Here is a 25738-nt window from a genome sequence, read left to right on the forward strand (position 1 = left end):
CCGGGCTCGCACTGTTGTCTGCACCGGGCAATTCTTACGCCATGTCACCCGTTCAGCCCAACACCGACACGGCCCGCGAGCCGCCCGCTGTCAGGCGGCGAGGGCGACGGAGTCCACGACCGGCGTCCGCAGGGCGCGGCGCGCGGTGGCGAGGGCGGTGACCAGGGTGGCGGCGGCGGCCGTGGCCACGACGGCGATCCAGATACCGGGGCCGTGGTCGGGCAGGAGGCTGTCGGCGCGCACGACGCTGAACGGGACGATGCCCGCGAGCGCCGCGAGTGTGCCGAAGAACACGCCGGTGGCGGTGAGGACGACGCCCTCGGACGCGACCGTCGCCAGGACTTGGGCGGGTGTGGCGCCGGCGAGCCGTTGCTGTCCGAACTCGCGGACGCGGTAGGCCGTGGCGGCGTACAGAGAGTTGATCAACATGATGCAGGCGAACACGACGATGATGCCGACCACGGTGAGGTTGAGCGTCTCCAGGTTCTTGTCCTCTATGGACTTGGTCAGGCCGGACGACGTGATCGCGTCGTTCTCGACGGCCTGCATGTACAGCGTCGCGGTCGCCATGCCGGTGAAGAGGATCAACGGCATCAGTACACCGCTCAGTTGATCGGCACGACGACGCAGGTTCCGTACGGTGAGGTACCCGGCGGCGCCCGCGAGCGCGGCGAGGAAGGGTTCGGCGCGGTCGAGCGCGGTGCGCAGCAGGCCGGGAGCGAGGAGCGCGAAGCCCACGGAGAGCAGGATCGCGCCGTACGCGGGGGCCGCCATCAGGGCCGCGTCAGTGGCCTTCATGGCGAACGTGGAGCTGACGGCGGCGACGCCGAGGACGAGCGCGGCCCAGGTCGCCGCCCGCCGGGCGCGGCCGGGGCGTCGGCGCGCGGCGGCGCCCTTGCGTCCGGCGCGACGGGTGCGGCCGGTGCGGGTGGGGCCGGTCGCGCGGCGTACGGCGAGGAAGGCGGCGCCCGCCGCGGCGAGCAGGGTGATGTACAGGCCGCTGCCCAGGGCGATCGTGCCGAAGGAGTGGTCGACGGAGCCGGCGACCTGGCCGCTGTCCTTGAACCGGTCGAGCAGGATGCCGCCCGCGAGGGCGGCGGGGCCGACCGCGAGGAGCGCCCCGGCCAGCGCGACGGCGACGGCCTCCCCCACGATCATGCGCTTGATCTGGCCGGGGGTGGCGCCGGCACCGCGCAACAGGTGGATCTCGTCCATACGTTGACGGACGTTGACGGTGAGCGTCGAGGCGATGGCGAAGAACACGAGGAGTGTGCCGTAGCCGCCGACGACGCCGGCGACCGTGGTGAGCGTGTCGGAGCTGGCCTGGTCGACGCCGGGTGCGTCGGCGGTGTCGTAGAGGGAGTTGAACGTCATGATGATCGTCGCCCCGAGGAACGCCGACAAGAGCGTGGCGAGGAAGCGGCCGGGGCGCTTGCGTACGGAGCGGGCCGCGAGGCCGAGTGTGGTGAACACGGTTCACACCTCCAGGAGGGTGGGGTCGCCGAGGTGGGCGAGCCGCTCGGCGACGCTGTCGGCGGTGGGGGCGGTCAGATGTCCGGCGAGGCGGCCGTCGGCGAGGAACTGGACGGCGTCGGCGTGCGCGGCCGCGATCGGGTCGTGGGTGACCATGACGACGGTCCTGCCGTGGTCGCGCACCGCCTCCTGGAGCAGCCGCAGCACGTCGCGGGCGCTGCGCGTGTCGAGGGCGCCGGTCGGCTCGTCGGCGAAGATCACGGACGGTTCGGTGACGAGGGCGCGCGCGATGGCGACGCGTTGGCGCTGGCCGCCGGAGAGCTGGTCGGGGTAGTGGCCGAGGCGGTCGCCGAGGCCGACGGAGGTGAGGATCGCCTCGGCGCGGGCGCGGTGGACGCGACGGCCGGCGAGGCGCAGCGGCAGGACGGTGTTCTGGGCGACGGTGAGCGTCGGCAGCAGGTTGTACTGCTGGAAGACGAAGCCGATGCGGGTGCGGCGGAACCGGGTGAGGGCCGCCTCGCCGCGCGGGCCGCCCGGCCCGCCGGTCATCTCCTCGCCGTCCACCACGACGAGGCCGCTGTCGGGGCGGTCGAGGCCGGCGGCGCAGTTCAGGAGGGTGGACTTGCCGGAGCCCGAGGGGCCCATGACGGCGGTGAAGGTGCCGGCGGGCAGGCTCAGCGTGACGTCGTCCAGGGCCCGTACGGCGGTCTCGGGCCCGTCGCCGCCGCTGTCGGTGCCGGTGCCGGTGCCGGTGCCGGTGCCGGTGCCGGTGCCGCCGTAGGTCTTGGTGACGCGGACGAGGCGCAGGGCCTCCGCGCGCTTCTCGTACCCGCCCACGGTGGTGGGTGCGGTGGTGGCGGGTGTGTGGTGGCGTCGCATGGTCGCCGATCCCCTCGTCGGGCGCCGCGGGTGCGCCTGTTGGCCGGTGGCGGCGGATCGGCGGCGGGGCGTTCGTCCCGGTGCGTGGCGCTGTCGGAGCGCCGTTCGATCCGTCTCCTACGACGCTAGGGACGGCGGGGCGCGCGGACACGGGGTGTACGGCCCGAGCAGGGGGTGGAGTTGTCACCACCCCGGGCGGGGGCGGGCGTCCCCGGCGTCAGGGGCGGCGGCCGGCGGAGCGGGCGAGCCAGCGGCCCTCGTGGCGGGTGACATCGATGGGGCGGCCGAAGCAGGCGGTCATGCGGTCGGCGGTGAGGACGTCGTGGACGGGGCCGCGGGCGAGGACGCGGCCGTCGCGCAGGAGGAGCGCGTGGTCGATCGCGGGCGACAGCTCCTCCAGGTGGTGGGTGACGGTGACGGTCGCCAGGTCGGGGCGCGAGGCCGCGAGGTGGCCCATGGTGTCGATGAGGTCTTCGCGGGAGGGCAGGTCGAGGGCGTTGAACGGTTCGTCGAGCAGCAGCAGCGACGGGTCCGCCATCAGGGCGCGGGCGATGAGGATGCGGGCGCGCTGGCCTCCGGAGCACACGCCGTAGGGGCGGTCGGCGAGCTCCTTGATCTGGAGTTCCGCGAGCAGTTCGTGGGCTCGTTCGCGGACTTCGTCGCCGTACGCCTTCCACAAGGGCTGGACGGTTCCGGTGTGGCCGGTGAGGACGACGGTGTGTCCTGGCAGGTCCTGCGGGACGCGCTGCGAGGTGGAGACGTGGCCGATGTGGGCGCGCAGTTCGCGGACGTCCACGCGGCCGAGGCGGTGGCCGAGGACCTCGACGGTGCCGGTGGTGGGGAAGGCGGTGGCGCCTATGAGGCGCAGGACGCTGGTCTTGCCGGCGCCGTTGGGGCCGAGCAGGGCCCAGTGCTCGCCGGAGCGGACCGTCCAGTCGATGCCGTCGAGGATGACCTGGCCGGTGGTGTAGCGGCGCATGGTCGCGCCGTCGAGTGCGGCGACGACGCGCCTGTCGTTGTCGTTCACGGTGCCGGTGCCTCCCGCCTCGTCGCGTGTCCTACGGAGGGTAGCTGCGTGGTGCATCGACTCGGCGGGGCGTCCAGCAGACGGACATCGAGCGGATGTGCGGTCGGGGCCCAGGGCCGATGCCGTTTCCCGTCAACGTGGTCAACATTGTTGACGGACATGCACCGGCCCTTCGTATGCACCAGTTGGATCAACCTGCGGACGCCCGCGTCGATACCGTCGATGCCGTCAGCCCTTTGAGTGCGACGTCAACCCATTGACGAGTGCGACGTCAGTTCTTTCAGCGCGATGTTCAACTCCAGCACGTTCACCGTGGGCTCCCCGATGAAGCCCAGGGTGCGGCCCTGGGTGTGCGCGGCGACGAGGTCGCGTACGCGGGCCACGGGCAGGTGGTTGCGGTGGGCGACGCGTTCCGTCTGAAGCGCGGCGTACGCCGGGGAGATCGCCGGGTCGAGCCCCGAACCGGAGGAGGTGACCGCGTCGGGCGGCACGTCGGCGGGGTCCACGCGGTGGGTGGGCGTGGAGTTGTCGGCGACGACGGCGGCACGCGCGGCCTTGACCCGGCGGACGAGTTCGTCGCTGTCGCCGGCGAGGTTCGTGGCGCCGGAGACGAGCAGCCGGTACTGCCGGTTGACGGTGTTCTCGGCGAGTCCTTCGGAGGGCCGGGGCTGGAACCAGCGCAGGTCGGGGGTGCCGTCGGCGCGCAGATACCGCTGGCCGACCAGGGCGGAGCCGACCGTCTTGCCGCCGGACTCGACGGTCGAGCCGTTCGCCTGGTGCGGGAAGGCGGCCTGGGCGACGCCGGTCACGGCGAGGGGGTAGAGGACGCCGCACACGGCGGTGAGCAGCACGAGGGCGCGCAGTCCTGCGCCGAGCAGCCGGCCGCCGGCGGTGAGGGAGTTCTTCATGGGGTCGTCACGCCTTCGCGGTCACAGGCCGGGGATCAGGGAGAGGAGCAGGTCGATGAGTTTGATGCCGATGAACGGGGCGATCAGGCCGCCGAGTCCGTAGACGGTGAGGTTGCGGCGGAGCAGGCGGTCGGCGCTGACGGGCCGGTAGCGGACGCCCTTGAGGGCGAGCGGGACGAGGACGACGATGATCAGCGCGTTGAAGACGACCGCGGAGAGGATCGCGGACTGCGGGCTGGACAGCCGCATGATGTTGAGCGTGTCGAGGCCGGGATACACCGCCGCGAACAGGGCGGGGATGATGGCGAAGTACTTGGCGATGTCGTTGGCGAGCGAGAAGGTCGTCAATGCGCCTCGTGTGATCAACAGTTGCTTGCCGATCTCGACGATCTCGATGAGCTTGGTCGGATCGGAGTCGAGGTCGACCATGTTGCCGGCTTCTTTGGCGGCGGACGTGCCGGTGTTCATGGCGACGCCCACGTCGGCCTGGGCGAGCGCGGGCGCGTCGTTGGTGCCGTCGCCGGTCATGGCGACGAGGTGGCCGCCCGCCTGTTCGCGCCGGATGAGGGCCATCTTGTCCTCGGGGGCCGCTTCGGCGAGGTAGTCGTCGACTCCGGCCTCGGCGGCGATGGCGGCGGCGGTCAGCGGGTTGTCGCCGGTGATCATGACGGTCTTGATGCCCATGCGGCGCAGCTCGGCGAACCGTTCCCGCATGCCGTCCTTGACGACGTCCTTGAGGTGGACGACGCCGAGGACGCGGGCGCCTTCGGAGTCGTCGACGGCGACGAGGAGCGGGGTACCGCCCGCTTCGGCTATCGCGTCGGCGCCGGTGCGGGCGTCGGGGGCGGGGGCGCCGCCGCGTTCCTCGACCCAGGCGAGCACGGCGGCCGCCGCGCCCTTGCGGATGCCGCGCCCGTCGAGGTCGACGCCGGACATCCGGGTCTGCGCGGTGAACTCCACCCAGCGGGCGCCGGGCAGTTCGTCCGTAGGGCGCTGCTTCGGCGCGGGCACGTCGCCGGGCGACCGCCGGTGCTGCTCACGCGCCGCGCCGCCGGAACCGGAGCCGGAACCAGAACCGGAGCCGGAGCCGGAAGGGGCGTACAGGCTGTCGGCGAGGGCGACGACCGAGCGGCCCTCGGGGGTCTCGTCGGCGAGGGAGGACAACCGGGCGGCCTCGGCGAGTTCGGCCTCGGTGGCGGTGCCGACGGGCAGGAAGGCGGTGGCCCGCCGGTTGCCGTGGGTGATGGTGCCGGTCTTGTCGAGGAGCAGCGTCGAGACGTCACCGGCGGCTTCGACGGCGCGCCCCGAGGTGGCGAGGACGTTGCGCTGCACGAGGCGGTCCATGCCGGCGATGCCGATGGCGGACAGCAGGGCGCCGATGGTCGTCGGGATGAGGCAGACGAGGAGGGCGACGAGGACGACCGTGCCGAGGTGGGCGCCCGCGCGCGCGGCGAACGCGGGAAGGGTGGCGACGGCGAGCAGGAAGACGAGGGTGAGGGAGGCGAGCAGGATCGTGAGGGCGATCTCGTTCGGCGTCTTCTGCCGGGCGGCGCCCTCGACGAGGTTGATCATGCGGTCGATGAAGGTCTCGCCGGGCCGGGTGGTGATCCTGATGACGACGCGGTCGGAGAGCACCTTCGTACCGCCCGTGACGGCCGAACGGTCGCCGCCTGACTCGCGGATGACGGGGGCGGACTCGCCGGTGATGGCGGACTCGTCGACGGCGGCGACCCCCTCGACCACGTCACCGTCGCCCGGGATGGTGTCACCGGCCTCGCAGACGACGAGGTCGCCGACGCACAGGTCGGTCCCGGCGACGACCGTGCCGTCCGCCTTGCGGGCGACGGCGTCCGTGCGGGCGCGGCGCAGGGTGTCGGCCTGGGCGCGGCCGCGGCCCTCGGCGACGGCCTCCGCGAGGTTGGCGAAGACGACGGTCAGCCACAGCCAGGCGCTGATCGTCCAGCCGAACCAGTCGGTCGGGTCGGTGAGGGCGTACGCGGTGGTCAGCGCGGAGCCGACGTAGACGACGAACATGACGGGCGAGGCCGCCATCACGCGCGGGTGGAGTTTGCGCAGGGCGGCGGGGAGCGAGCGCAGGAGCTGGCGCGGGTCGAACAGGCCGGCGCCGACCCGGCCACGGCGCTCCTTCGCGGGCTCGTCGGGCGCCCCGGAGGCGTCGGGCGTGCCGTCGTGGGGCGCGCGGGCGGGACTGAGGGTGGACATGTGAGCCTCGGTTCTGCTGAGGAGTGAGGGAGTCGATGGGCCGGCGGGACCCATGGGGCTGCCGGGACCGGAGGTCAGTGAGGTGTACGGGGCTGCCGGGACCGGACGTAAGCGCGGTGTACGGAGCCGACCGGGCCGGACGGGAACACGGCACTCGCCCGCAAGGCGACACGCTGGATCATGTCCCCAGCCCCTCCGCCAGCGGCCCCAGCGCCAGCGCCGGGAAGTACGTGAGGCCGGCGACGACCACGATCGTGCCGCCGAGCACCCCCGTGAACAGGGGCTTCGCCGTGTGCAGGGTGCCCGGCCCGGCAGGCACGGGGCGTTGTTCCGCGAGCGAGCCGGCGAGCGCGAGGACGAACACCATGGGCAGGAAGCGGCCCAGGAGCATGGCGATGCCGAGGGCCGTGTTGTACCAGGGCGTGTCGGCGGCGAGCCCGGCGAAGGCGCTGCCGTTGTTGTTGGCGGCGGAGGTGAACGCGTAGAGGATCTCGGTGAATCCGTGGGCGCCGCCGTTGAGCGCGGCCCGCGCGGGGGTCGGCAGGGCGACGGAGAGCGCGGTGAGGACGAGGACCAGGGCGGGTGTGACGAGGAGGTAGCAGGCGGCGCACTTCATCTCGCGGGCGCCGATCTTCTTGCCGAGGTACTCGGGGGTGCGGCCCACCATGAGCCCCGCGAGGAAGACGGCGACGACGGCCATGATGAGCAGCCCGTACAGGCCGGAGCCGACACCGCCGGGGGCGATCTCGCCGAGCTGCATGCCGAGCAGGGCGATGCCGCCGCCGAAGCCGGTGAACGAGGAGTGGAAGCCGTCGACGGCGCCGGTCGAGGTGAGGGTGGTGGCGACGGCGAAGATCGACGTGCCGCCGATGCCGAAGCGGGTCTCCTTGCCCTCGGTCGCGCCGCCCGCGAGGTCGAACGCGGCGCCGTGGTGGGCGAATTCGGCGGCCAGCATGAGCGCGGTGAAGGTCACCCAGATCGCGGCGGCCGTGGCGAGAATCGCGTACCCCTGGCGCAGCGAGCCGACCATGCGGCCGAAGGTGCGGGTGAGGGAGAAGGGGATGAGGAGGATGAGGAAGACCTGGAAGAGGTTGGACAGGCCGGACGGATTCTCGTACGGGTGCGCGGAGTTGGCGTTGAAGTAGCCGCCGCCGTTCGTGCCGAGTTCCTTGATGGCTTCCTGGGAGGCGACGGCGCCGCCGTTCCACTGCTGGACGCCGCCGGTGAACTGGCCGACCTCGTGGATGCCCGCGAAGTTCTGCAGGACGCCGCAGGCGACGAGGACGAGGGCGCCGGCCACCGACAGCGGCAGCAGAATGCGCAGGGTGCCGCGCACCAAGTCGGCCCAGAAGTTGCCGAGTTCGCCGGTGCGGGAGGTGGCGAAGCCGCGTACGAGGGCGACGGCGACGGCCATGCCGACGGCGGCGGAGACGAAGTTCTGCACGGCGAGGCCGCCGGTCTGCACCAGGTGGCCCATGGCCTGTTCGCCCGCGTACGACTGCCAGTTGGTGTTGGTGACGAAGGACGCGGCGGTGTTGAACGCCTGGTCGGGGTCGAGGGAGCGGAAGCCGAGCGAGCCCGGCAGCACGCCCTGGAGGCGCTGGAGCAGATAGAGCAGGAGGACGCCGACGGCGGAGAAGGCGAGGACGGCGCGCAGATAGGCGGGCCAGCGCATCCGCGTGTCGGGGTCGGCGCCGATGCCCCGGTAGATCCACTTCTCGACGCGCAGATGGCGGTCGCCGCTGTAGACGCGGGCCATGTGGTCGCCGAGGGGGCGGTGGGCGAGGGCGAGGGCCGCCACGAGGGCGAGGAACTGGAGCGCGGCGGCGAGGAGGGGGCTCATGACGGTTCAGAACCTCTCCGGGTACAGCAGGGCGAGGACGAGATAGCCCAGCAGGGCGACGGCCACGACGAGGCCGACGATGTTCTCGGCGGTCACAGCTTGCTCGCCCCCTTGGCGACGAGTGCCACCAGCGCGAAGACCGCGAGCGTGGTGACGACGAAGGCCACGTCGGCCATCGTGTGCTCCCTGGGTGTCGGGGTTCGGGATCGGACAGCAAGAGCAGAACCCGGCCCGGGGCCCGATCCGAACGCCGTTGACGCCTTCCGTACGGGTGTGCGGGCGGCCTTGACGGTTCTCTTACGGGAGGAGCCCGGCAACCGCCCGCCCCCCCCTGAACAGGGCCGAACGGCGTGAACCCGTCGGTGACCGGGCGCGCCGGAGCGCACCGCCCCCTATGCTCTACATGCCTGTAGAACGCGGGGCGCGCGCCCTCTCCGGGAGCCCGCCGCCCCTCACACGTCCCGCGCCCGCGCGGACGGCGGCATGACCCACGACGACGGAACAACCCCCAGAGGAGCGGACGCCACGATGGTGTTCAAACGACTGCTCGGCTCGCTCGGTGTCGGCGGCCCCACCCTCGACACCGTGCTCGACCCCGGCCCCGCCCTGCCCGGCGGCGCGCTGAGCGGTGAGGTGCGGCTGCGCGGCGGCGGCGCCGACGTGCAGATCGAGCACATCGCGCTGGAGCTGGTGGCGCGGGTGGAGGCCGAGCACGAGGACGGCGAGGCGCACGGCGCGGTCGGCTTCGACCGGCACCTGGTGGGCGGCGGCTTCCGGCTGGCCGCCGAGGAGACGCGGACCGTTCCGTTCACGCTCCGCCTGCCCTGGGAGACGCCCGTGACGGAGCTGTACGGGCAGCCGCTCGGCATCGTCCTCGGGGTGCGCACGGAGCTTTCGGTGTCCGGCGCGCGCGACAAGGGCGACCTGGACCCGCTGACGGTGGCGCCGCTGCCCGTGCAGGAGGCGGTCCTGGAGGCGTTCGGGCAGCTCGGGTTCGGGTTCCGCTCGGCGGACCTGGAGCTGGGCCGGATCGGGGGCACGGGCCAGCAACTGCCGTTCTACCAGGAGATCGAGCTGACCCCGGCGCCGCGGTACGCGCACGCCCTGAACGAGGTCGAGCTGACGTTCCTGACGACGCCGGGCGGCATGGACGTCGTCCTGGAGGCCGACAAGCGCGGTGGCCTGTTCTCGGCGGGGCACGACACGGTCACGCGGTTCACGGTCGCGCACGAGGACGCGGGCCGGAACGACTGGAACGCGCGCGTGGAGGGCTGGATCGAGGCGCTGCTCGAACACCGGTCGGCGTACGCGTCGCACGCGGCGTACGGACACGGCGGCCACGACCCGTACGGCACGCACGCGGACGCCTACGGCCCGCACCACGGCGCGCATGGAGACCCCTACGGCCCGCACGCCGGCGCCCACGGCACGCACCGTTCCGGGCCCGGCGTCGGCACGGCGGTGGCGGCCGGGGCCGCGGGGCTCGCGGTGGGCGTCGTCGGCGGTATGGTCGCCGCCGAGGTCGTGGACGAGGTCGGCGACTTCTTCGAGGGCGACGACGAGGGTGACGACGGAGGCGAGGACTGACGTGTTCGGCATCAGCGAACTGGGGCTCGTACTGATCCTGCTCGTGCTGCTCATCGGCGCGAAGAAGCTCCCCGACCTCGCGCGGAACGCGGGCCGCTCCGCGCGCATCCTCAGGGCGGAGGCCAAGGCGCTGCGCCGCAAGGACCGTTACGCGCCCGAGGAGCCGGCGCCGCGCACGATCCGCGGCGAGACGCTGCCGCCCCGGGGGCGCGCGGCGGGTGGCGCGCGCGGTACGGGTGCGTCGGGCGCGCCCGCGGATCGGGCCTGACGCGCCCCGGAGGGGGGCTGACGTCCCGGCGCTGACGTCCAAGGCCCGGCACTCCAGGCCCGACCCCGGGCCCGACGAACGGCCCTGACGCCCTGATCGCCCGTCAAAAGGTCGATATCGCGCCATAGTTGAAGCCATTTCCCACGAGGACGCCGCCCGCTGCCGGGCGGCGTCCTTCGCGTGTGTGCGCCCCCTGCGACCGGGCCCGCAGGGCGGCGCGCGGGGCTTCCGGTAGCGATCCGCTTCCGCTTCCCGCCCCCTGTGCGCCCCGTGCGCCGGGGCCCACTCCCCCACTGTCCCACCGCAGTTCACAGCCTCGTGGGGCTGCTGTGGCCGCCCCACGAGCGCAGCAACCGTTTGCCGTCGCCCAAGCTTGAACACAAATTCCACACATCCACTCTTCAACGCGGCTTCGATGGTCTAGATTGACCGTGCTCCGGGTGATCGAGCACCTGCGGAGCGTGAATGATCAATAGGTCGGGCGCCGTGGGACACCGTTTTCGAGGTCCCTCGGAGCCGGACATGGGGGTGATCAATTCCCGGCGCTCCGGGGGGACTTCGAGCGCGGGAGGAATTCCGGGGCCCATCGGCCCCGTGAGCCGTCATGTCACGCGCGGGAAGGCGGGGGCCTTCCCGGGGGAAGAACGGCGCGGGCGCGGGAGGCGGGGGCCTCCCGGGGGGAAGGACAGCGCGGGGGGCGGGGGCCTCCCGGGGGGAGGAACGTTGTCAGGCGAGCACGTCGGACCACTGGGGACCAGGGGGGTTCTGTGCGGCAGGGGGGATTAGTAGGCCCTTTTCCTTCGGCGCGCGGGAACATGGCGGACGGGGTCATCAGCCATCCCGCACATGACTGGGAGCAGCGGTACAGACGTACCGTGATCACCAGCGATACCGTGGCGACCGCCCTGGTGGTGGCGTCGATCGGCAATTTCTTCGGGGCGCGTGACGCGGCCAACTGGCACGAGAAATGGGGAATTCTCGCTTTCGGCACCGAACTGCTGGTGCTGGGGGCGCTCGCGGTCAGCCGCTCGTGGGCGCCGGCCGTGCTCGGGCAGGGCGCCGAGGAGTTCCGCAGGCTCGGCCGGTCGCTGTTCACGGCGACCGTCGTGCTGGCGCTCGGCGGCATCGCCCTGACCTCGCGCAACATCAAGTTGTGGATCTTCGTGGCGATCCCGGCGATCGCGCTCGTCACCATGACCGAGCGGTACGTGCTGCGGCTGTGGCTGCACCGGCAGCGCAAGGACGGCCTGTGCCTGAGGCCCGTGCTCGCCGCCGGCAGCCCGGAGACCGTCCGCGACCTGATCACGCGTACCCGCAAGTTCCCGCACCTGGGCTGGCAGGTGGCCGCGGTGTGCACGCCGGACGGGCACGGCGTGGGCAGCGATCTGCTGGACGGCGTACCCGTCGTCGGGCGGCTCAGCGATGTCGCCGGGCACGTGCGGCGCGACGGCTACCGGGTCGTCGCCGTCACCCCGGACCCGCACTGGACGCCCGACCGGCTCCAGCGCCTCGCGTGGAACCTGGAGGGCAGCGACGCCGACATGGTCGTGGCGCCCGTCCTGATGGAGGTCGCGGGCCCCCGGCTGCACATCGACGCCGTGCTCGGGATACCGCTGCTGCGCCTGAGCATGCCCGCCTTCACCGGCGGCCGGCGCGCCATCAAGGGCGTCGTCGACCGGCTCGGCGCGGCGCTGTTGCTGCTGCTGTTCGCGCCGCTCATGGCGACGGTGGCGCTGCTCGTCGTCACCGACAGCCGCGGCGGGGCGTTCTACCGTCAGCGCCGCGTCGGCAAGGACGGCCGGGAGTTCACGATCTGGAAGTTCCGCACGATGGTCACCGGCGCCCACCAGGCCCGCGCCGAACTGGCCGAACTCAACGAGGGCGCGGGCGTGTTGTTCAAGATGCGCCGCGATCCGCGGGTGACCCGGGTCGGTTCGGTGCTGCGCCGGTACTCGATCGACGAACTGCCGCAGCTCTTCAACGTACTCACCGGGTCGATGTCGCTCGTCGGCCCGCGCCCGCCGCTGCCGGAGGAGTCGGCGTCGTACGACCCCGACATCCGCAGGCGGCTGCTGGTCAAGCCGGGGCTGACCGGGCTGTGGCAGATCAGCGGGCGCAGCGACCTGCCGTGGGAGGAGGCTGTCCGCCTCGACCTGCGGTACGTGGAGGACTGGTCGCTCGCCCTGGACACCGTGATCTTGTGGAAGACGCTGCGTGCGGTGCTCCACGGGCAAGGGGCGTACTGATGCGCGGGGGCCGGACACCGGCCCGTGCGCGGATATCGGGCCGGCGAGGCCCGCTTGGGGGGAAGGACGCGTCATGAAGATCAGCGTTTTCGGGCTCGGGTACGTGGGCTGCGTGTCAGCCGCGTGTCTGGCCGGGATGGGGCACGAGGTCGTCGGGGTCGACGTCAACCAGGTCAAGGTGGACCTGGTCAACGACGGCAAGGCGCCCGTGGTCGAGGAGCGGATCGGCGAGCTGATCGCCGACGTCGTGCGCACGGGGGCGCTGCGCGCGACCACCGACGTACGGGACGCCCTCGCGCACAGCGAGGTGTCGCTGGTGTGCGTGGGCACGCCGTCGGAGCCCAACGGCAGCCTGTGCACGACCTACTTGGAGCGGGTCACCGAGGAGATAGGCGAGGCGCTCGCCGAGCGCGGCGGGCGCCACACCGTGGTCTTCCGCAGCACGATGCTGCCGGGGACCTGCCTGAACCTGCTGGTGCCGCTCCTGGAGAAGGCCGTCGGCGCGACCGCGGGCGTCGACCTCGGGGTGGCGGTCAACCCGGAGTTCCTGCGCGAGGGCACCAGCGTGCGGGACTTCTTCGACCCGCCGAAGACCGTCATCGGCGAGCTGGACGCGGCGAGCGGTGACGTGGTCGCCGCGCTCTACAAGGACCTGCCCGGCGAGGTGTTCCGGGTGTCGATCCCGACGGCCGAGGCCATCAAGTACGCCGACAACGCCTTCCACGGCCTGAAGATCGGCTTCGCCAACGAGCTGGGAGCCGTCTACCAGGCGCTCGGCGTGGACTCGCACCAGGTGATGGACGTCTTCCTCGCCGACCGCAAGCTCAACATCAGCCCGGCCTATCTGCGGCCCGGGTTCGCGTTCGGCGGCTCGTGCCTGCCCAAGGACCTGCGCAGCCTCGTGCACGCCGCGCAGCGCGCCGACGTGTCGGTGCCGATCCTCGCGCACGTGCTGACCTCCAACGAGGCGCATCTGCAACGGGCCGTGGAGCTGGTCGAGCGGACCGGCAAGCGGCGGGTCGGCCTGTTCGGCCTGTCGTTCAAGCCGGGCACCGACGACCTGCGCGAGTCGCCGCTCGTGGAGCTGGCGGAGCGCCTGTTCGGCAAGGGCTACGACCTGCGCATCCATGACGCGAACGTGAGCCTGTCGCGGCTCATCGGCGCCAACCGGGAGTACATCGAGACGCGGCTGCCGCATCTCGCGCAGCTCCTCGCGGACTCCGTGGAGGAGGTGCTCGACCACGCCGAGGTGTGCCTGGTCGGCACCAAGGACCCGGCGGTCCTCGCGGCGCTGCCGCACGGCGCCGCGCCGGTGATCGTCGACCTCGTCCACCTTCCCGACGCCGACGCGCGCCGGACCGAGCCGGGGTACGTGGGCCTTGCCTGGTGAATCGAACGGCGCCCGGCACGGCCGGCGCGCGCTGATCCTCGTGGAGAACCTGTCGGTGCCCTTCGACCGGCGGGTGTGGCAGGAGTGCACGACGCTGCGCGACGCCGGCTGGCAGGTCGACGTGATCTGCCCGCAGGGCGGCAAGCGGGACACGGAGGCGGAGGCCGTCATCGACGGCGTGCGCATCCACCGCTACCCGCTGCGCGCGGCGACGGGCGGCCCTTCCGGGTACGCGCGTGAGTACGGCTCCGCGCTGTGGCACACGATGCGGCTGGCCCGCAAGGTCGGCCCGGTGGACGTGGTGCATGCGTGCAACCCGCCGGACCTGCTGTTCCTGCCCGCGCTGTGGCTCAAGCGGCGCGGCGCCCGCTTCGTGTTCGACCAGCACGACCTCGTACCGGAGCTGTATCTGTCGCGCTTCGACCGGGGCCAGGACCTGCTGTACCGGGGTGTGTGCGCGCTGGAGCGGATGACGTACAAGGCGGCGGACATCGTGATCGCCACCAACGAGAGCTACAAGCGGGTCGCGGTGCGCCGGGGCGGGCAGCGGCCCGAGGACGTGTTCGTGGTGCGCAGCGCGCCGCAGACGGACCGCTTCCAACCGGTGCCGCCGGAGCCCGAGTTGAAGCGCGGCAAGCCCCATCTACTGTGCTACCTGGGCGTGATGGGCCCGCAGGACGGCGTGGACTACGCGCTGCGCGCGCTGGCGCGGCTCCGGGACGAGCAGGACCGCGACGACTGGCACGCGGTGTTCGTCGGCGCGGGTGACGCGTTCGAGGCGATGGTGGAACTGTCGCGCACGCTCGGCCTGTCGGACCGGGTGGAGTTCACCGGGCGCGTCCCCGACGCCGACCTGGTGCGCTACCTGTCCACGGCGGACGTGTGCCTGTCCCCCGACCCGCGCAACCCGCTCAACGACGTCTCCACGATGAACAAGGTCCTGGAGTACATGGCGATGGGCAAGCCCATCGTCTCCTTCGACCTGCGCGAGGCGAAGGTGTCGGCGGGCGAGGCGGCCCTGTACGCGCAGGGCGACGACGAGCGGGAGTTCGCCGCGCTGATCGCGGCGCTGCTCGACGACCCCGACCGGCGGGCCCGGATGGGCAAGATCGGCCAGGAGCGGGTCGGCGGCGAACTGTCGTGGCAGCACTCGCAGGCGGCGCTGCTCGCCGCGTACGAGGCGGCCATGGCGGGCGGCGGCGGCACGGCACGTACGGGGAAGAGGCAGCGGCGTTGAACGAGGACACGATCCGCCTGGCGACAGTGGGGCGGATTCTGCGCCGGCGGTGGCGGCTGCTGGTCGTGATCGCGCTGGTGGGCGCGCTCGCGGGGTTCGGTACGTCGTTGCTGTTCCCGCCGCGCTACACGGCGTCGGCCTCCGTGCTGCTCCCGGGGCAGTGGGAGGAGCGGGAGCTGATGACGCAGGTGAACGTGGCGACGAGTTCGGCGGTCGTCGAGCGGGTCGCCACGCGGCTGCACTGGAGCGGCGTCGACGCCAAGGAGCTGCGCGACCGCGTCACCGCGAAGGCCGCCGACGGCAACATCATCACGCTGTCCGGCACGGCCGAGACCCCGCGCCGCGCGCAGCGCCTGTCGGACACGCTGGCGCAGCAGTTCGTGGCGTTCTCGGCGCGGATCACGGCGGGCGGCACCGGCACGGCGGACACCGCCGCGTCGACGAGCCCGGAGGAGCTGCGCAAGAAGGTCGCGCAGACCAACCGGAGGATCACGGAGCTGGCGCAGGCCGCCGACCCCGGCCGGACGGTGGAGAGCGTGCAGGCGCGCACGGAGCTGGAGAAGCTGCGCTCGACGCTCCAGGACGCGATGAAGAAGCTCGACGAGGCCGACCCGGCGTCGGTCAAGGCGGGCCTTGTCGTGATGGGTCCGGCGCCCGCGCCCACCGGTGAGGCACCGCCCACGCGCGTGCAGCTCGTCGGCGGCGGCGCGCTGCTGTTCTTCCTGCTGGCGCTGATCGGGCATGTGGCAGCGGCCCGTACGAACCGGCGGCTGCGGAGCGAGCAGCAGATCGCGGCGGCGCTCGGCTCGACGGTCCTCGGCACGGTCGACGTGCCGGGTGAGCGCGGCACGCGCCGGACGCGTGAGCGCGGGGTGCGGGGGCTGCTCGGCCTCGACAGCCGGTGGGACCTGCCGGCGCCGCCGAAGTCGGGCGACGAGGCGGGCCGCCGTATCCGCTACAAGCGGGTGTGCACGCGGCTGCGGGAGCAACTGCCGCCGCCCAGACGGCTGTTGCTGGTGGTGCCGGACGGCGACGACATCGCCGTACGGGCCGCCGAGCAGCTCGCCGCCGAGGGCAGGAACGATCCGCTGCTGCGGCCGGTGCAGGTGTCCGTGGCGCGGCCGACGGTGCCGGACCGGGAGACCGAGTCGGGCGCGCTGGTCGTGCTGAGCGCGGGCAGTTGGACGGCGGAGGAACTGGCGGGCATCGCCGAGGCGTGCGCGGACGGCGGGCACGAGGTCGTGGGCGTCGTCGTCGCCGGGGCCGTGCAGGCCCGTCCGACGAAGTCCGCGGGCCGGGCGGCCGAGGGCGCTCCGGCGCTCGCGGTGCGCGGCCACGCGACGGGAGGTTCGGCGTGAGCCAGAGCACGACACCCGAGTCGTCGGCGGTCCCCCCGCTGTTCGACCTTCAGGGCCTGGTGGTGGCGGTGCGCAGGCGGCGCAGGCTGTGGGGCGGCGCGGCCGTCCTCGGCGTGCTGATCGGCCTCGCGCTCGCGGTGCTGCTGCCGGCACCCCCGGCGGCGGTGACGAAGGTGCTGGTCGCGCACCAGGAGGACCAGCCGAACGACACCGGCACGCTGATCCGTACGGACGTCGCGCTGCTGGGGACGACGCGGATCGCGCGGGCGGCGCTGCACAGCGTGCACTCCTCCGAGGACCCCGAGACGTTCATGAAGGACTACCGGGGCACGGGCCTGACGAACAATCTGATGCAGATCGACGTGACGGCGGCGACGCAGTCCGAGGCGGTCGCGCGGGCCAGGGCGCTGGCGAAGGCGTTCGTCGCGGACCACGTACGGCGGATGCGGCAGAGCGCGCAGGCGCAGTCCAAGGCGCTGCTGGAGCAGCGGGACCGGATGCGCGGTGAACTCGCCCAGGTCAACAAGGAGATCGGGGACGGTTCCGCGCAGAACGACCCGGGAGCGTCGGCGGGCGTCGAGTCGCTGTTCGCGCGGCGCGCCGAACTGAACTCGCGGATCGCGGACTTCGACCAGCGGGCGGCGGAGGCCCGTACGGGCACGCCGCAGGTGGTCGCGGGCACGCAGATCGTGGACGAGGCCCGTCCCGTGAAGCACTCACTGGCGCGGACGGCCGCCACGGACGCGGCCGTGGGTCTTGCGCTGGGCCTCGCGCTCGGGCTCGCGCTGGCGGCCGTGGGCGTGGTCGTCGCGGACCGGCCGGTGCTGCGCCGGGACATCGCCACGCATCTGGGCGCGTCGGTCCTCGCGGAGCTGGCGCCGCGCTCCCTCCTGCCGTGGCGGCGGGGCCGGACGCGGCTGTCACGGCAGCGGCTGACGGCGACGCTGGCCCGTACGGTGCGCGGCGCGCCGGAGCAGGTGTCGCTGCTGGAGCTGGGCTGCGCGCGGCAGACCGGGGAGCTGGCGCTGGACCTCGCGCGGGCGCTCGCGGCGGACGGGCCGGTGTCGGTCGTGGACGGGCTGCCGGGCACCCAGCTCGCGGACCGGCGCGCCAAGGCCGGCGATCCGCCCGTGATCGGCGGCGAGAGCGTCGGCGCGATCCCCGCGCAGGAGCGGCGGGTCGGCGTCGGTTCGGTGGCGCCGGGCACGGCGTGGACGGACCTGCGGTACCTGGGCACGCGCACGGTGCTGGTGGTGCGGGCCGGGCACGGCAGCGCGGCCTGGCTGCACACGGTGGCGCGGCAGCTCGCGGACCAGCGGATCGCGGTGAGCGGCGTGGTCCTCGTGGACCCCGATCCGCGGGACCGCACGGACGGCACGCTGTGGGACGGGCTGCACACCGCGCTGCGCGGCCCGGGCGAGCGTCCCCCGCGCCCGACCGGGACGGGCCGGCGGCGGGCGGAGCGCCAGCCGATGTGGGCCGCGCGGGTCCAGGACAACGACCAGGAGGCGCGGTAGTCATGTGCGGCATCGCAGGTACGTACCGGTGGCCGGACGGCAAGATCGTCACGGACCGGCTCACCGACACCCTCGCCCACCGGGGCCCCGACGGCAGCGGCCGCTACAGCCATGCCCTGGCGGACGGCGAGGTGCATCTCGGGCACCGCAGGCTGGCCATCGTCGACCTGTCGGAGACGGGCGCCCAGCCGATGGTCCGCGACGGGCTGGTCCTCACGTACAACGGGGAGCTGTACAACGCGCCGGAGCTGCGGGCCGAGCTGACGGCGGCCGGGGTGCGCTTCCGCGGCACGTCGGACACGGAGGTGCTGCTGGAGGCGTGGCGGCGCTGGGGGACGGACGCGCTGCCCCGGCTGCGGGGCATGTTCGCGTTCGGGGTCTTCGACGAGCGGACCGGTGAGCTGGTCCTCGTCCGCGACCAGCTCGGCATCAAGCCGCTGTTCCTGCTGCGGCGCGGCCCGGGTCTGGTGTTCGCCTCGGAGCTGAAGGCGCTGTCGGCCGCGGTCGGCGGCCTGGGCGTGGATCCGGCGGCGCTGGTCGCGTCGCTCCTGTACTACTGGGTGCCCGATTCGCGGTGCGCGCTGGCCGGGGCGGAGAAGCTGCCGCCGGGGAGCTGGCTGCGGATCCGGCCGGACGGGCGTGAGGAGCGTGGCCGGTTCTGGGACCTGAAGGCGGTCGCGGCGGCCGGGCAGGAGCGGGCGCGGGCCGGGGAGAGCGTGGATCTGGCGGCGGTCGTGGAGGACTCGACGCGGCGTCATCTGCTGGCGGACGTGCCGGTGGCGACGTTCCTGTCGGGGGGCCTGGACTCCAGCTATCTGACGGCGCTGGCCGCGCGGGAGCAGCCCGGGATCTCCGCCTACACGATCGGGTTCCGGGCCGAGGACGCCAAGTTCGAGGCGATGCCCGACGATCTGCGCTACGCGCGCCAGGTCGCGGAGCGGTTCGGCGTGGATCTGCACGAGATCGAGATCGCGCCGGACGTCCTCGACCTGCTGCCCCGGATGACGTACCACCTGGACGAGCCGATCGGTGATCCGGCGGCGATCAACACGTTCCTGATCTGTTCGGCGGCCCGGGAGGCCGGCGTGAAGGTCATGCTGTCGGGGATGGGCGCGGACGAGCTGTTCGCGGGCTACCGCAAGCATCTGGCGAACCTGATCGCGCTGCGCTACCAGCGGGTGCCGCGCCCGGTGCGGCGGGGCGTGTCGGCGGTCGTGGACCGGCTGCCGGTGGCGTCGGCGCGGCGCGGGTACCGGTCGGTGCGGTTCGCCAAGCGGTTCCTGTCGTTCGCGGAGCTGCCGGAGGAGACGGCGTTCCGGCGCAGCTACACGATGTACGACCGGGGCGAGCTGGTGTCGCTGGTGGACCCGGATCTCGCGGGCGCGGTCGACGACGTGCTGGGTGAGCACGCGGCGGTCTACGAGGACAACGACCTGGACGACTTCGTCAACCGGATGTGCCTGGGCGACGCGCGGATGTTCCTGCCGGGCCTGAACCTGACGTACACGGACCGCTCCAGCATGGCGGCGTCGACCGAGGTGCGGGTGCCGTACGTGGACGTGGACGTGGTGGAGGCGGCGTTCGCGGTGCCGGGCGAGCGCAAGATCGCCGGGCGGCAGAGCAAGGCGGTGCTGAAGCAGGCGGCGGAGACGGTGTTGCCGCACGAGATCGTCCACCGGCCCAAGGGTCTGTTCAGCGCGCCGCTGCGGGCCTGGATGAGCCGGGATCTCGCGCCGCTGGTGCGGGAGGTGGTGGAGGACGGCGAGCTGGTGCGCGCCGGGTTCCTGCGCCGGGACGCGCTGCGGCGGATGGTCGCCGAGGACGCGGCGGGACAGGCGGACTACTCCAAGCATCTGTGGCATGTGCTGACGCTGGAGCACTGGTATCGGGACGCGACCTCGGGGGCCGGGCACACCGCACGGCTGTCGGCGTGACTTTTCGCAAGGAGTTCGGGTGAAGCAGGTAGTGCAGAACTACAAGAGCGGCGAGCTGGCGGTGCTCGACGTGCCCGTGCCGGGGTGCAAGCCGGGCGGGGTGCTGGTGCGGACCGCGTACTCGCTGATCTCCACGGGCACCGAGATGATGAAGGTGTCCGAGGCCGGCATGTCGATGCTGGGCAAGGCCCGTTCGCGCCCCGACCAGGTCGCCAAGGTCATGCAGAGCGTGGCGACGAACGGCGTGCCGGCGACCTACCGCAAGGTGATGGGCAAGCTCGACTCGTACACGCCGCTGGGCTACTCGCTGTGCGGGGTCGTCGAGCAGGTCGGTGACGGGGTGGACGACGTCGCGGTCGGTGACGTGGTGGCGTGCGCGGGCAATGAGCACGCGCTGCACGCCGAGGTGAACTGGGTCCCGAAGAACCTGTACGCGCGCGTGCCCGACGGGCTCGACGAGCGGCACGCGGCGTTCGGCACGGTCGGCTCGATCGCGTTGCAGGGCGTACGGCAGGGCGAGCCGCAGCTCGGTGAGGTGGCGCTCGTCATCGGGCTCGGTCTGATCGGGCAGTTGGTGGCGCAGTTGCTGACGGCGGCCGGGGTGCGGGTGGTGGGCGTGGACCCGGACCCGGTGCGCTGCGCGCTGGCGGAGGGGCTGGGCGCGGCGGCGGTCGGCGATCCGGGTGCGGCGGCGGTGGAGGCGGCGGTCGCGGAGCTGACCGGCGGGCACGGCGTGGACCAGGTGTATCTGGCGGCGGGCGGCGGCAGCAACGAGCCGGTGGAGCTGGCCGCGCGGCTGTGCCGGGACCGGGGCCGGGTCGTCGACATCGGCAAGTGCCGTCTGGACCTGCCGTGGAACGCGTACTACGAGAAGGAGCTGGACGTCCGCTTCTCGCGCAGCTACGGCCCCGGGCGCTACGACCCGGAGTACGAGCTGGAGGGCCGCGACTACCCCATCGGGTACGTGCGCTGGACCGAGCGGCGCAACCTCGCGTGCTTCCTCGATCTGATGGCCCGGGGCCGGGTCGACGTGGAGCCGCTCGTGTCGCATGTCGCGGAGTTCGCGGACGCGGTCGAGACGTACGGGAGCCTGAAGGACGGCGGGTTGAAGGCGGTGGCGGTGCTGTTCCGCTACCCGGGCGGGCCGGCCGCCGAGCCCGTCGCGGCACAGGCGCCCGAGCTGGTGGTGCCCGCCGTGCGCCGCCCGTCCGGCGGCGCGGCGCCCGCGCGCGTGACGAACTCGCCGGTGCGGCTGGCGTTCGTCGGCGCGGGCAACTACGCGTCGTCGATGCTGCTGCCGCACCTCGCGCAGCGCGCCGGGGTGACGTTGTCGACGGTGGTGACGACGACGGCGCTGTCCGCGGCGAACGCGCAGCGCAAGTTCGGCTTCGCGCACGCCACCACGGACCTGGACGCGGTGCTCGGCGACAAGGCCGTCGACGCGGTCTTCGTGGTGACCCGGCACAGCTCACACGCGGAGCTGACGCGCAAGGCGCTGCTGGCGGGCAAGGCGGTCTTCGTGGAGAAGCCGCTGGCGCTGAGCGAGGAGGAGCTGGCCTCGGTGCTCGCGGCCGTCGAGGAGTCGGGCAACGACCGGCTCCAGGTCGGCTTCAACCGCCGTTTCGCGCCGCTGCTGCGCGAGGCGCACGACCGGTTCGGCGCCCGGACGGGCCCGGCGAGCCTGCGCTATCTGATCAACGCGGGCCGCCTCGACCACGGGAGCTGGTATCTGCGCCAGGGCACGGAGGGCACCCGGTTCGCCGGTGAGGGCGGCCACTTCGTGGACACCGCGAGCCATCTCGTCGGCGCCGACCCGGTCTCCGTGTACGCGGTCGCGGGCGCGGGCGGCGAGGACCTCCAGATCGTGCTGCGTTACCCCGACGGCTCGACGGCGACGCTCAGTTACGTCACGTCGGGCCCCGCGAGCCTGCCGAAGGAGACGCTGGACCTGGTGGCGGACGGCAAGGCGCTGCGCCTGGACGACTTCGTACGGGCGTCGGTGTACGGGCGTAAGCGGTGGGTGAGTTCGCGGATGCCGAAGGCGCGGGACAAGGGGCAGGAGGCCGAACTCGCGGCGTTCGTACGGGCGGTGCGTACGGGCGGGCCGATGCCGGTGCCGCTGGAGTCGCTGGTGGCGACGACGGCCGCGACGCTCGCGGTGCAGACCTCGCTGGCCTCGGGCGCCCCGGTGACCCTGGCGGGGCCGCGATGACGATGGGCGCGGGCTGGTACCTGCGCCGGCTGTCGCGGATGGGTCCGGGCGAGATCGGCGGCCGGGCCGGGGACGCGCTGCGCAGGCGGCGCTGGCGCGCGACGCGGCCCGGGGCGCCGGCGGTCGCGGGCGCCCGGTTCACGTCGGTGCTGCCCGAGGGGGCGCTCGCGGCGGTGCCGGCGGACGCGGTGAAGCGGCTGGTGGAGGACGCGGACCGGCTGCTGCTCGGGCACGGCACGTTCTTCGGGGTGGCGCGGGAGGATCTCGCGGACCCGGACTGGTTCCTCGACCCGAAGACCGGGCGGCGGGCGCCGGAGGGCTACGCGTTCGACGTGCCGTACCGGGACGAGGAGGCGTGCGGGGACATCAAGCAGATCTGGGAGCCCTCGCGCCACCACACGCTCACGGTGCTGGCGGCCGCGTACGCGCTGACCGGTGACGAGCGTTACGCGCGCCGCGTCGCGGATCTGCTGCGTTCGTGGTGGGCGGCGAACCCGCCGCTGCGCGGGGTGCACTGGGTCAGCGGCATCGAGCTGGGCATCCGGCTGATCTCGTGGGTGTGGGTGCGACGGCTGCTCGACGGCTGGTCCGGCGCGGCGGAGCTGTTCGAGGACAACCCGGTGGCGCGGGAGCAGATCTGGCACCACCAGCGCTGGCTGGCCGCGTTCCCGAGCCGGGGCTCCTCGGCGAACAACCATGTGATCGCGGAGGCGGCCGGGCAGTTCGCCGCGTCCTGCGCCTTCGACTGGTTCCCCGACTCGCGGCGCCGGGGCGCTGCGGCGCTGCGGCTGCTGGAGCGCCGGCTGCGGGCCAACACCTACCTCTCGGGGGTCAACCGGGAGCTGGCCTCCGAGTACCACGGCCTCGTCCTCGAGCTGGGGCTCGCGGCGCTCGCGGAGGCGGACGCGGCGGGCGTGGCGGTGCCGGTGACGCTGCGGCTGGTGCTGGTGCGGATGACGGACGCGCTGGCCGCGGTGGTCGATGCGCGGCTGCGGCCGCCCCGGCAGGGCGACGCCGACGACGGGTACGGGCTCGTCCTCGACGGCGAGGACAGCGACCGCTGGGGTTCGCTGCTGCTCACCGGGGAGGCGGTCTTCGGGCGCCGCCCGTGGTGGCCCGCGGTGCCCGGCACGGATGTGCGCACGCCGCTGCTGGCCGCGCTGGTCCGGCGGTACGCCGAGGTGCCGGGGGCGCCCGCGGTGACCCGGCCTGCCGAGCGCCCCGCGCACTTCGCGGACGCGGGCCTGACGATCCTACGCACGGCGGACCCGGCTTCCGGCGCGGACTCCGGCGCGGGCGCTGCCTCGGACTCCGGCGTCGGCGACGGCTCCGGCGACGGCGACGGCTCCGGCTCCGGCTCCGGGGAGATCTGGTGCCGGTGCGACGGCGGCCCGCACGGCTTCCTGTCGATCGCGGCGCACGCCCACGCGGACGCCCTGTCGGTGGAGGTGCGGCACGCGGGCGTGGACGTGCTCGCGGACCCGGGCACGTACTGCTACCACGGGCAGCCCGCGTGGCGGTCCTACTTCCGCTCCACGGTCGGCCACAGCACGCTGGAGCTGGACGGCACCGACCAGTCCGTGTCGGGCGGCCCGTTCCTGTGGACGCGGCACGCGCGCAGCCGGGTCCTTGCGGCGGAGACGTCCGGGGACGTGCAGCGCTGGAGCGCCGAGCACGACGGGTACGCGCCGAGCACGCACCGGCGCCGGGTTGAGCTGACGGGCGCGGAGCAGGAGCTGCGGATCGTCGACACGGTGGCCGGGGGCCCGCGCCGCCCGCTGCGGCTCGCCTTCCACCTCGGGCCCGACATCGCGGCCGAACTCACGGACGAGCGCGCCCTGTTGACCTGGCGGGCGGACGGCGAGGAGCGCCGCGCGGTGCTCGACCTGCCGGACGCGCTCGCGTGGCGGGCGCACCGGGGCGAGAGCGCGCCGCCGCTCGGCTGGTACTCCCCCGGGTTCGGGCGCAAGGAGGCGGCCGTGACGCTCATAGGCACCGGATTCTCCGACAGCGCGCGGGAGTTCACGACGGTGCTCAGGTTCGGCCGGTAGGGGGACGCGTGGGGGGCAAGAGGGCGCGCGGGGCGTGGGCGGTGACGCTGACGCTGGCCGCGCTGGCGGTGGCCGGGTGCACGGACTCGCCGAAGGACGACGACGGGCGGGCGGCGAGGCCGAGCGCGTCGCCGACCGTGTCCGGGGCGCGGCCGGCGGCGGCGCGGGTGTGCGCGAAGCCCCCGGCGGGGTACGCGAAGCCGCCGGCGGGCGCGGTCCGGGTCGATCCGGCGGTGGTCGGCGATCTGGCGGCGAAGACGAAGCAGAGCCCGCCGGGGACGACGTTCTGGCTGGCGCCGGGCCGGCACCGGCTGGAGGCCGAGCGGTACGCGCAGGTCTTCCCGAAGAAGGGCGACCGCTATCTCGGGGCGCCCGGCGCGGTCCTCGACGGGCGCAGGAAGAACGCGTACGCGCTCAGCGGCACCGCGACCGGCGTGCGGGTGAGCGGGCTGACGGTGACCGGGTTCGTGGCGCCGCCCGACGAGGGCGTCGTCAACCACGACATGGCGGACGGCTGGATCATCGAGCACTCCCGCATCACGCGGAACTCGGGCGCGGGTCTGATGGCGGGCGCCCGTCAGCAGGTGCGCGGCAACTGCCTGAGCGACAACGGCCAGTACGGCATGAACGCGTACAAGACCGGTGACTCCATCCGGCACCTGGTGGTCGAGGGCAACGAGATCACCGGCAACAACACCGGCGACTGGGAGCGCCGCAAGCCGGGCTGCGGCTGCACCGGGGGCGTCAAGTTCTGGGCGGTGGACGGGGCGGACGTGCGCGGCAACTGGGTGCACGACAACCGGGGCGCGGGCCTGTGGGCCGACACCGACAACAACGACTTCCTCATCGAGGACAACCTGATCGAGAAGAACGACGGCGCGGCCCTGATCTACGAGATCAGCTACAACGCGATCGTGCGGAACAACACGATCCGCGGCAACAACGTGGTGGAGGGCGGCCGTTCGGCGCGGCGCGGCGACCCCTTCCCGTTCGGCACGGTGTACGTGTCGGAGTCGGGCGGCGAGCCGCGCGTGCGCGCCCGTACGGACCGGATCGACATCAGCGGCAATCTGCTGGAGAACAACTGGAACGGGATCACGCTGTGGGAGAGCGCCGACCGGTTCTGCAACAGCCCGGCCAACACCTCCTCCGGTGACTGCACGCTGCTGGTGAAGGACCGGCGCTCCTGCAAGCGGCCGGGGATCGCCGAGCCGCCGCTGTACGACGACTGCCGGTGGAAGACGCGCCGGGTCGACATCCACGACAACCGGTTCGTGCTGGTCAAGTCGGCGCTGGACTGCACGCGCGGGTGCGAGCGGATGGCGGTGCTGTCCAACTGGGGCACGTATCCGTCCTGGTCGCCGTACAAGGGCGACAAGGTCGCGCGGGCGATCACGCTCAAGCAGGACAACCGCTGGCGGCGCAACTCCTACCGGGGGCCGTGGAAGTTCGTCGTACAGGACCCGAGCAAGGTCCTCGACGTCGAGCAGTGGCAGGGGCTGCCGTACGGCCAGGACAAGGGCAGCACCTTCCGCGCGCGGACTGTGGGATGACGGGGATGACGGGGGTGACAGGGGTGACGGCG

At 73.2% G+C, this 25738-nt stretch carries 18 protein-coding genes; 11 read left to right on the forward strand and 7 right to left on the reverse strand.

The genetic code is table 11. The features are described 5' to 3' along the window. Positions 1-90 precede the first annotated feature (90 nt). The 7 genes from ACZ7LY_RS01400 to kdpF all read right to left on the reverse strand — a co-directional run bounded on the left by ACZ7LY_RS01400 (position 91) and on the right by kdpF (position 8449). Positions 91-1473 carry an FtsX-like permease family protein gene (locus ACZ7LY_RS01400; RefSeq protein WP_471622411.1) on the reverse strand — a complete coding sequence of 461 codons (1383 nt, stop codon included), beginning with the start codon at positions 1471-1473 and terminating at the stop codon, positions 91-93. Between the two features lie 3 nt (positions 1474-1476). After that, the gene (locus tag ACZ7LY_RS01405) at positions 1477-2352 is read right to left on the reverse strand and encodes an ABC transporter ATP-binding protein (RefSeq protein ID WP_471622412.1); all 876 of its coding nucleotides are present in this window, start codon (positions 2350-2352) and stop codon (positions 1477-1479) included. 217 nt (positions 2353-2569) lie between these two features. Next, positions 2570-3331: an ABC transporter ATP-binding protein gene (locus ACZ7LY_RS01410; RefSeq protein WP_471622620.1), complete on the reverse strand. Its 762-nt coding sequence runs from the start codon at positions 3329-3331 to the stop codon at positions 2570-2572. Positions 3332-3627: 296 nt separating this feature from the next. Then, positions 3628-4287, reverse strand: coding sequence for a potassium-transporting ATPase subunit KdpC (gene kdpC, locus ACZ7LY_RS01415; protein ID WP_471622413.1), 660 nt, complete (start codon positions 4285-4287; stop codon positions 3628-3630). A gap of 21 nt (positions 4288-4308) precedes the next feature. Then, positions 4309-6510, reverse strand: a complete 2202-nt coding sequence (gene kdpB, locus ACZ7LY_RS01420) for a potassium-transporting ATPase subunit KdpB (RefSeq protein ID WP_471622414.1) — start codon at positions 6508-6510, stop codon at positions 4309-4311. 178 nt (positions 6511-6688) lie between these two features. Then, positions 6689-8353 carry a potassium-transporting ATPase subunit KdpA gene (kdpA, locus tag ACZ7LY_RS01425; RefSeq protein ID WP_471622415.1) on the reverse strand — a complete coding sequence of 555 codons (1665 nt, stop codon included), beginning with the start codon at positions 8351-8353 and terminating at the stop codon, positions 6689-6691. Between the two features lie 6 nt (positions 8354-8359). Further along, complete coding sequence (kdpF, locus tag ACZ7LY_RS01430) at positions 8360-8449, reverse strand: K(+)-transporting ATPase subunit F (protein ID WP_078075662.1); 90 nt, start codon at positions 8447-8449, stop codon at positions 8360-8362. Between the two features lie 432 nt (positions 8450-8881). Here kdpF and ACZ7LY_RS01435 point away from each other — a divergent pair, with 432 nt between their 5' ends. The 11 genes from ACZ7LY_RS01435 (at position 8882) to ACZ7LY_RS01485 (ending at position 25706) form a co-directional block, all read left to right on the forward strand. After that, entirely contained in the window at positions 8882-9940 is a 1059-nt protein-coding gene (locus ACZ7LY_RS01435) for a sporulation protein (RefSeq protein WP_471622621.1), read from the forward strand. 1 nt (position 9941) lies between these two features. After that, entirely contained in the window at positions 9942-10208 is a 267-nt protein-coding gene (locus tag ACZ7LY_RS01440) for a twin-arginine translocase TatA/TatE family subunit (protein WP_471622416.1), read from the forward strand. Between the two features lie 767 nt (positions 10209-10975). Then, on the forward strand, positions 10976-12454 hold the full coding sequence (locus tag ACZ7LY_RS01445) for a sugar transferase (RefSeq protein ID WP_471622417.1): 1479 nt from the start codon (positions 10976-10978) through the stop codon (positions 12452-12454). Between the two features lie 73 nt (positions 12455-12527). Then, the gene (locus ACZ7LY_RS01450) at positions 12528-13844 is read left to right on the forward strand and encodes a nucleotide sugar dehydrogenase (RefSeq protein ID WP_471622418.1); all 1317 of its coding nucleotides are present in this window, start codon (positions 12528-12530) and stop codon (positions 13842-13844) included. Further along, positions 13834-15081 carry a glycosyltransferase family 4 protein gene (locus ACZ7LY_RS01455; RefSeq protein WP_471622419.1) on the forward strand — a complete coding sequence of 416 codons (1248 nt, stop codon included), beginning with the start codon at positions 13834-13836 and terminating at the stop codon, positions 15079-15081. Before ACZ7LY_RS01450 ends, ACZ7LY_RS01455 begins: the two co-directional genes overlap by 11 nt. After that, on the forward strand, positions 15078-16439 hold the full coding sequence (locus ACZ7LY_RS01460) for a Wzz/FepE/Etk N-terminal domain-containing protein (RefSeq protein ID WP_471622420.1): 1362 nt from the start codon (positions 15078-15080) through the stop codon (positions 16437-16439). The genes ACZ7LY_RS01455 and ACZ7LY_RS01460 overlap by 4 nt, the downstream gene beginning before the upstream one ends. Beyond that, complete coding sequence (locus tag ACZ7LY_RS01465) at positions 16436-17956, forward strand: Wzz/FepE/Etk N-terminal domain-containing protein (protein WP_471622421.1); 1521 nt, start codon at positions 16436-16438, stop codon at positions 17954-17956. The genes ACZ7LY_RS01460 and ACZ7LY_RS01465 overlap by 4 nt, the downstream gene beginning before the upstream one ends. Before the next feature lie 2 nt (positions 17957-17958). Then, positions 17959-19890: an asparagine synthase (glutamine-hydrolyzing) gene (gene asnB, locus ACZ7LY_RS01470; protein ID WP_471622422.1), complete on the forward strand. Its 1932-nt coding sequence runs from the start codon at positions 17959-17961 to the stop codon at positions 19888-19890. 19 nt (positions 19891-19909) lie between these two features. Next, positions 19910-22102, forward strand: a complete 2193-nt coding sequence (locus ACZ7LY_RS01475; protein WP_471622423.1) for a bi-domain-containing oxidoreductase — start codon at positions 19910-19912, stop codon at positions 22100-22102. Beyond that, entirely contained in the window at positions 22099-24153 is a 2055-nt protein-coding gene (locus ACZ7LY_RS01480; RefSeq protein WP_471622424.1) for a heparinase II/III family protein, read from the forward strand. Before ACZ7LY_RS01475 ends, ACZ7LY_RS01480 begins: the two co-directional genes overlap by 4 nt. A gap of 8 nt (positions 24154-24161) precedes the next feature. Continuing rightward, positions 24162-25706 carry a right-handed parallel beta-helix repeat-containing protein gene (locus tag ACZ7LY_RS01485; protein WP_471622425.1) on the forward strand — a complete coding sequence of 515 codons (1545 nt, stop codon included), beginning with the start codon at positions 24162-24164 and terminating at the stop codon, positions 25704-25706. Positions 25707-25738: the final 32 nt, after the last annotated feature.

The sequence above is a fragment of the Streptomyces sp. NPDC107550 genome (assembly GCF_055639095.1).

What these genes read in the sequence shown, in the direction of transcription:
- ACZ7LY_RS01410 (WP_471622620.1), bottom strand. Translation starts at nt 3,331, where the DNA reads ATGCGCCGCTACACCACCGGCCAGGTCATCCTCGACGGCATCGACTGG.
- kdpC (WP_471622413.1), bottom strand. Translation starts at nt 4,287, where the DNA reads ATGAAGAACTCCCTCACCGCCGGCGGCCGGCTGCTCGGCGCAGGACTG.
- kdpA (WP_471622415.1), bottom strand. Translation starts at nt 8,353, where the DNA reads ATGAGCCCCCTCCTCGCCGCCGCGCTCCAGTTCCTCGCCCTCGTGGCG.
- asnB (WP_471622422.1), top strand. Translation starts at nt 17,959, where the DNA reads ATGTGCGGCATCGCAGGTACGTACCGGTGGCCGGACGGCAAGATCGTC.
- kdpB (WP_471622414.1), bottom strand. Translation starts at nt 6,510, where the DNA reads ATGTCCACCCTCAGTCCCGCCCGCGCGCCCCACGACGGCACGCCCGAC.
- ACZ7LY_RS01435 (WP_471622621.1), top strand. Translation starts at nt 8,882, where the DNA reads ATGGTGTTCAAACGACTGCTCGGCTCGCTCGGTGTCGGCGGCCCCACC.
- ACZ7LY_RS01450 (WP_471622418.1), top strand. Translation starts at nt 12,528, where the DNA reads ATGAAGATCAGCGTTTTCGGGCTCGGGTACGTGGGCTGCGTGTCAGCC.
- ACZ7LY_RS01480 (WP_471622424.1), top strand. Translation starts at nt 22,099, where the DNA reads ATGACGATGGGCGCGGGCTGGTACCTGCGCCGGCTGTCGCGGATGGGT.
- ACZ7LY_RS01405 (WP_471622412.1), bottom strand. Translation starts at nt 2,352, where the DNA reads ATGCGACGCCACCACACACCCGCCACCACCGCACCCACCACCGTGGGC.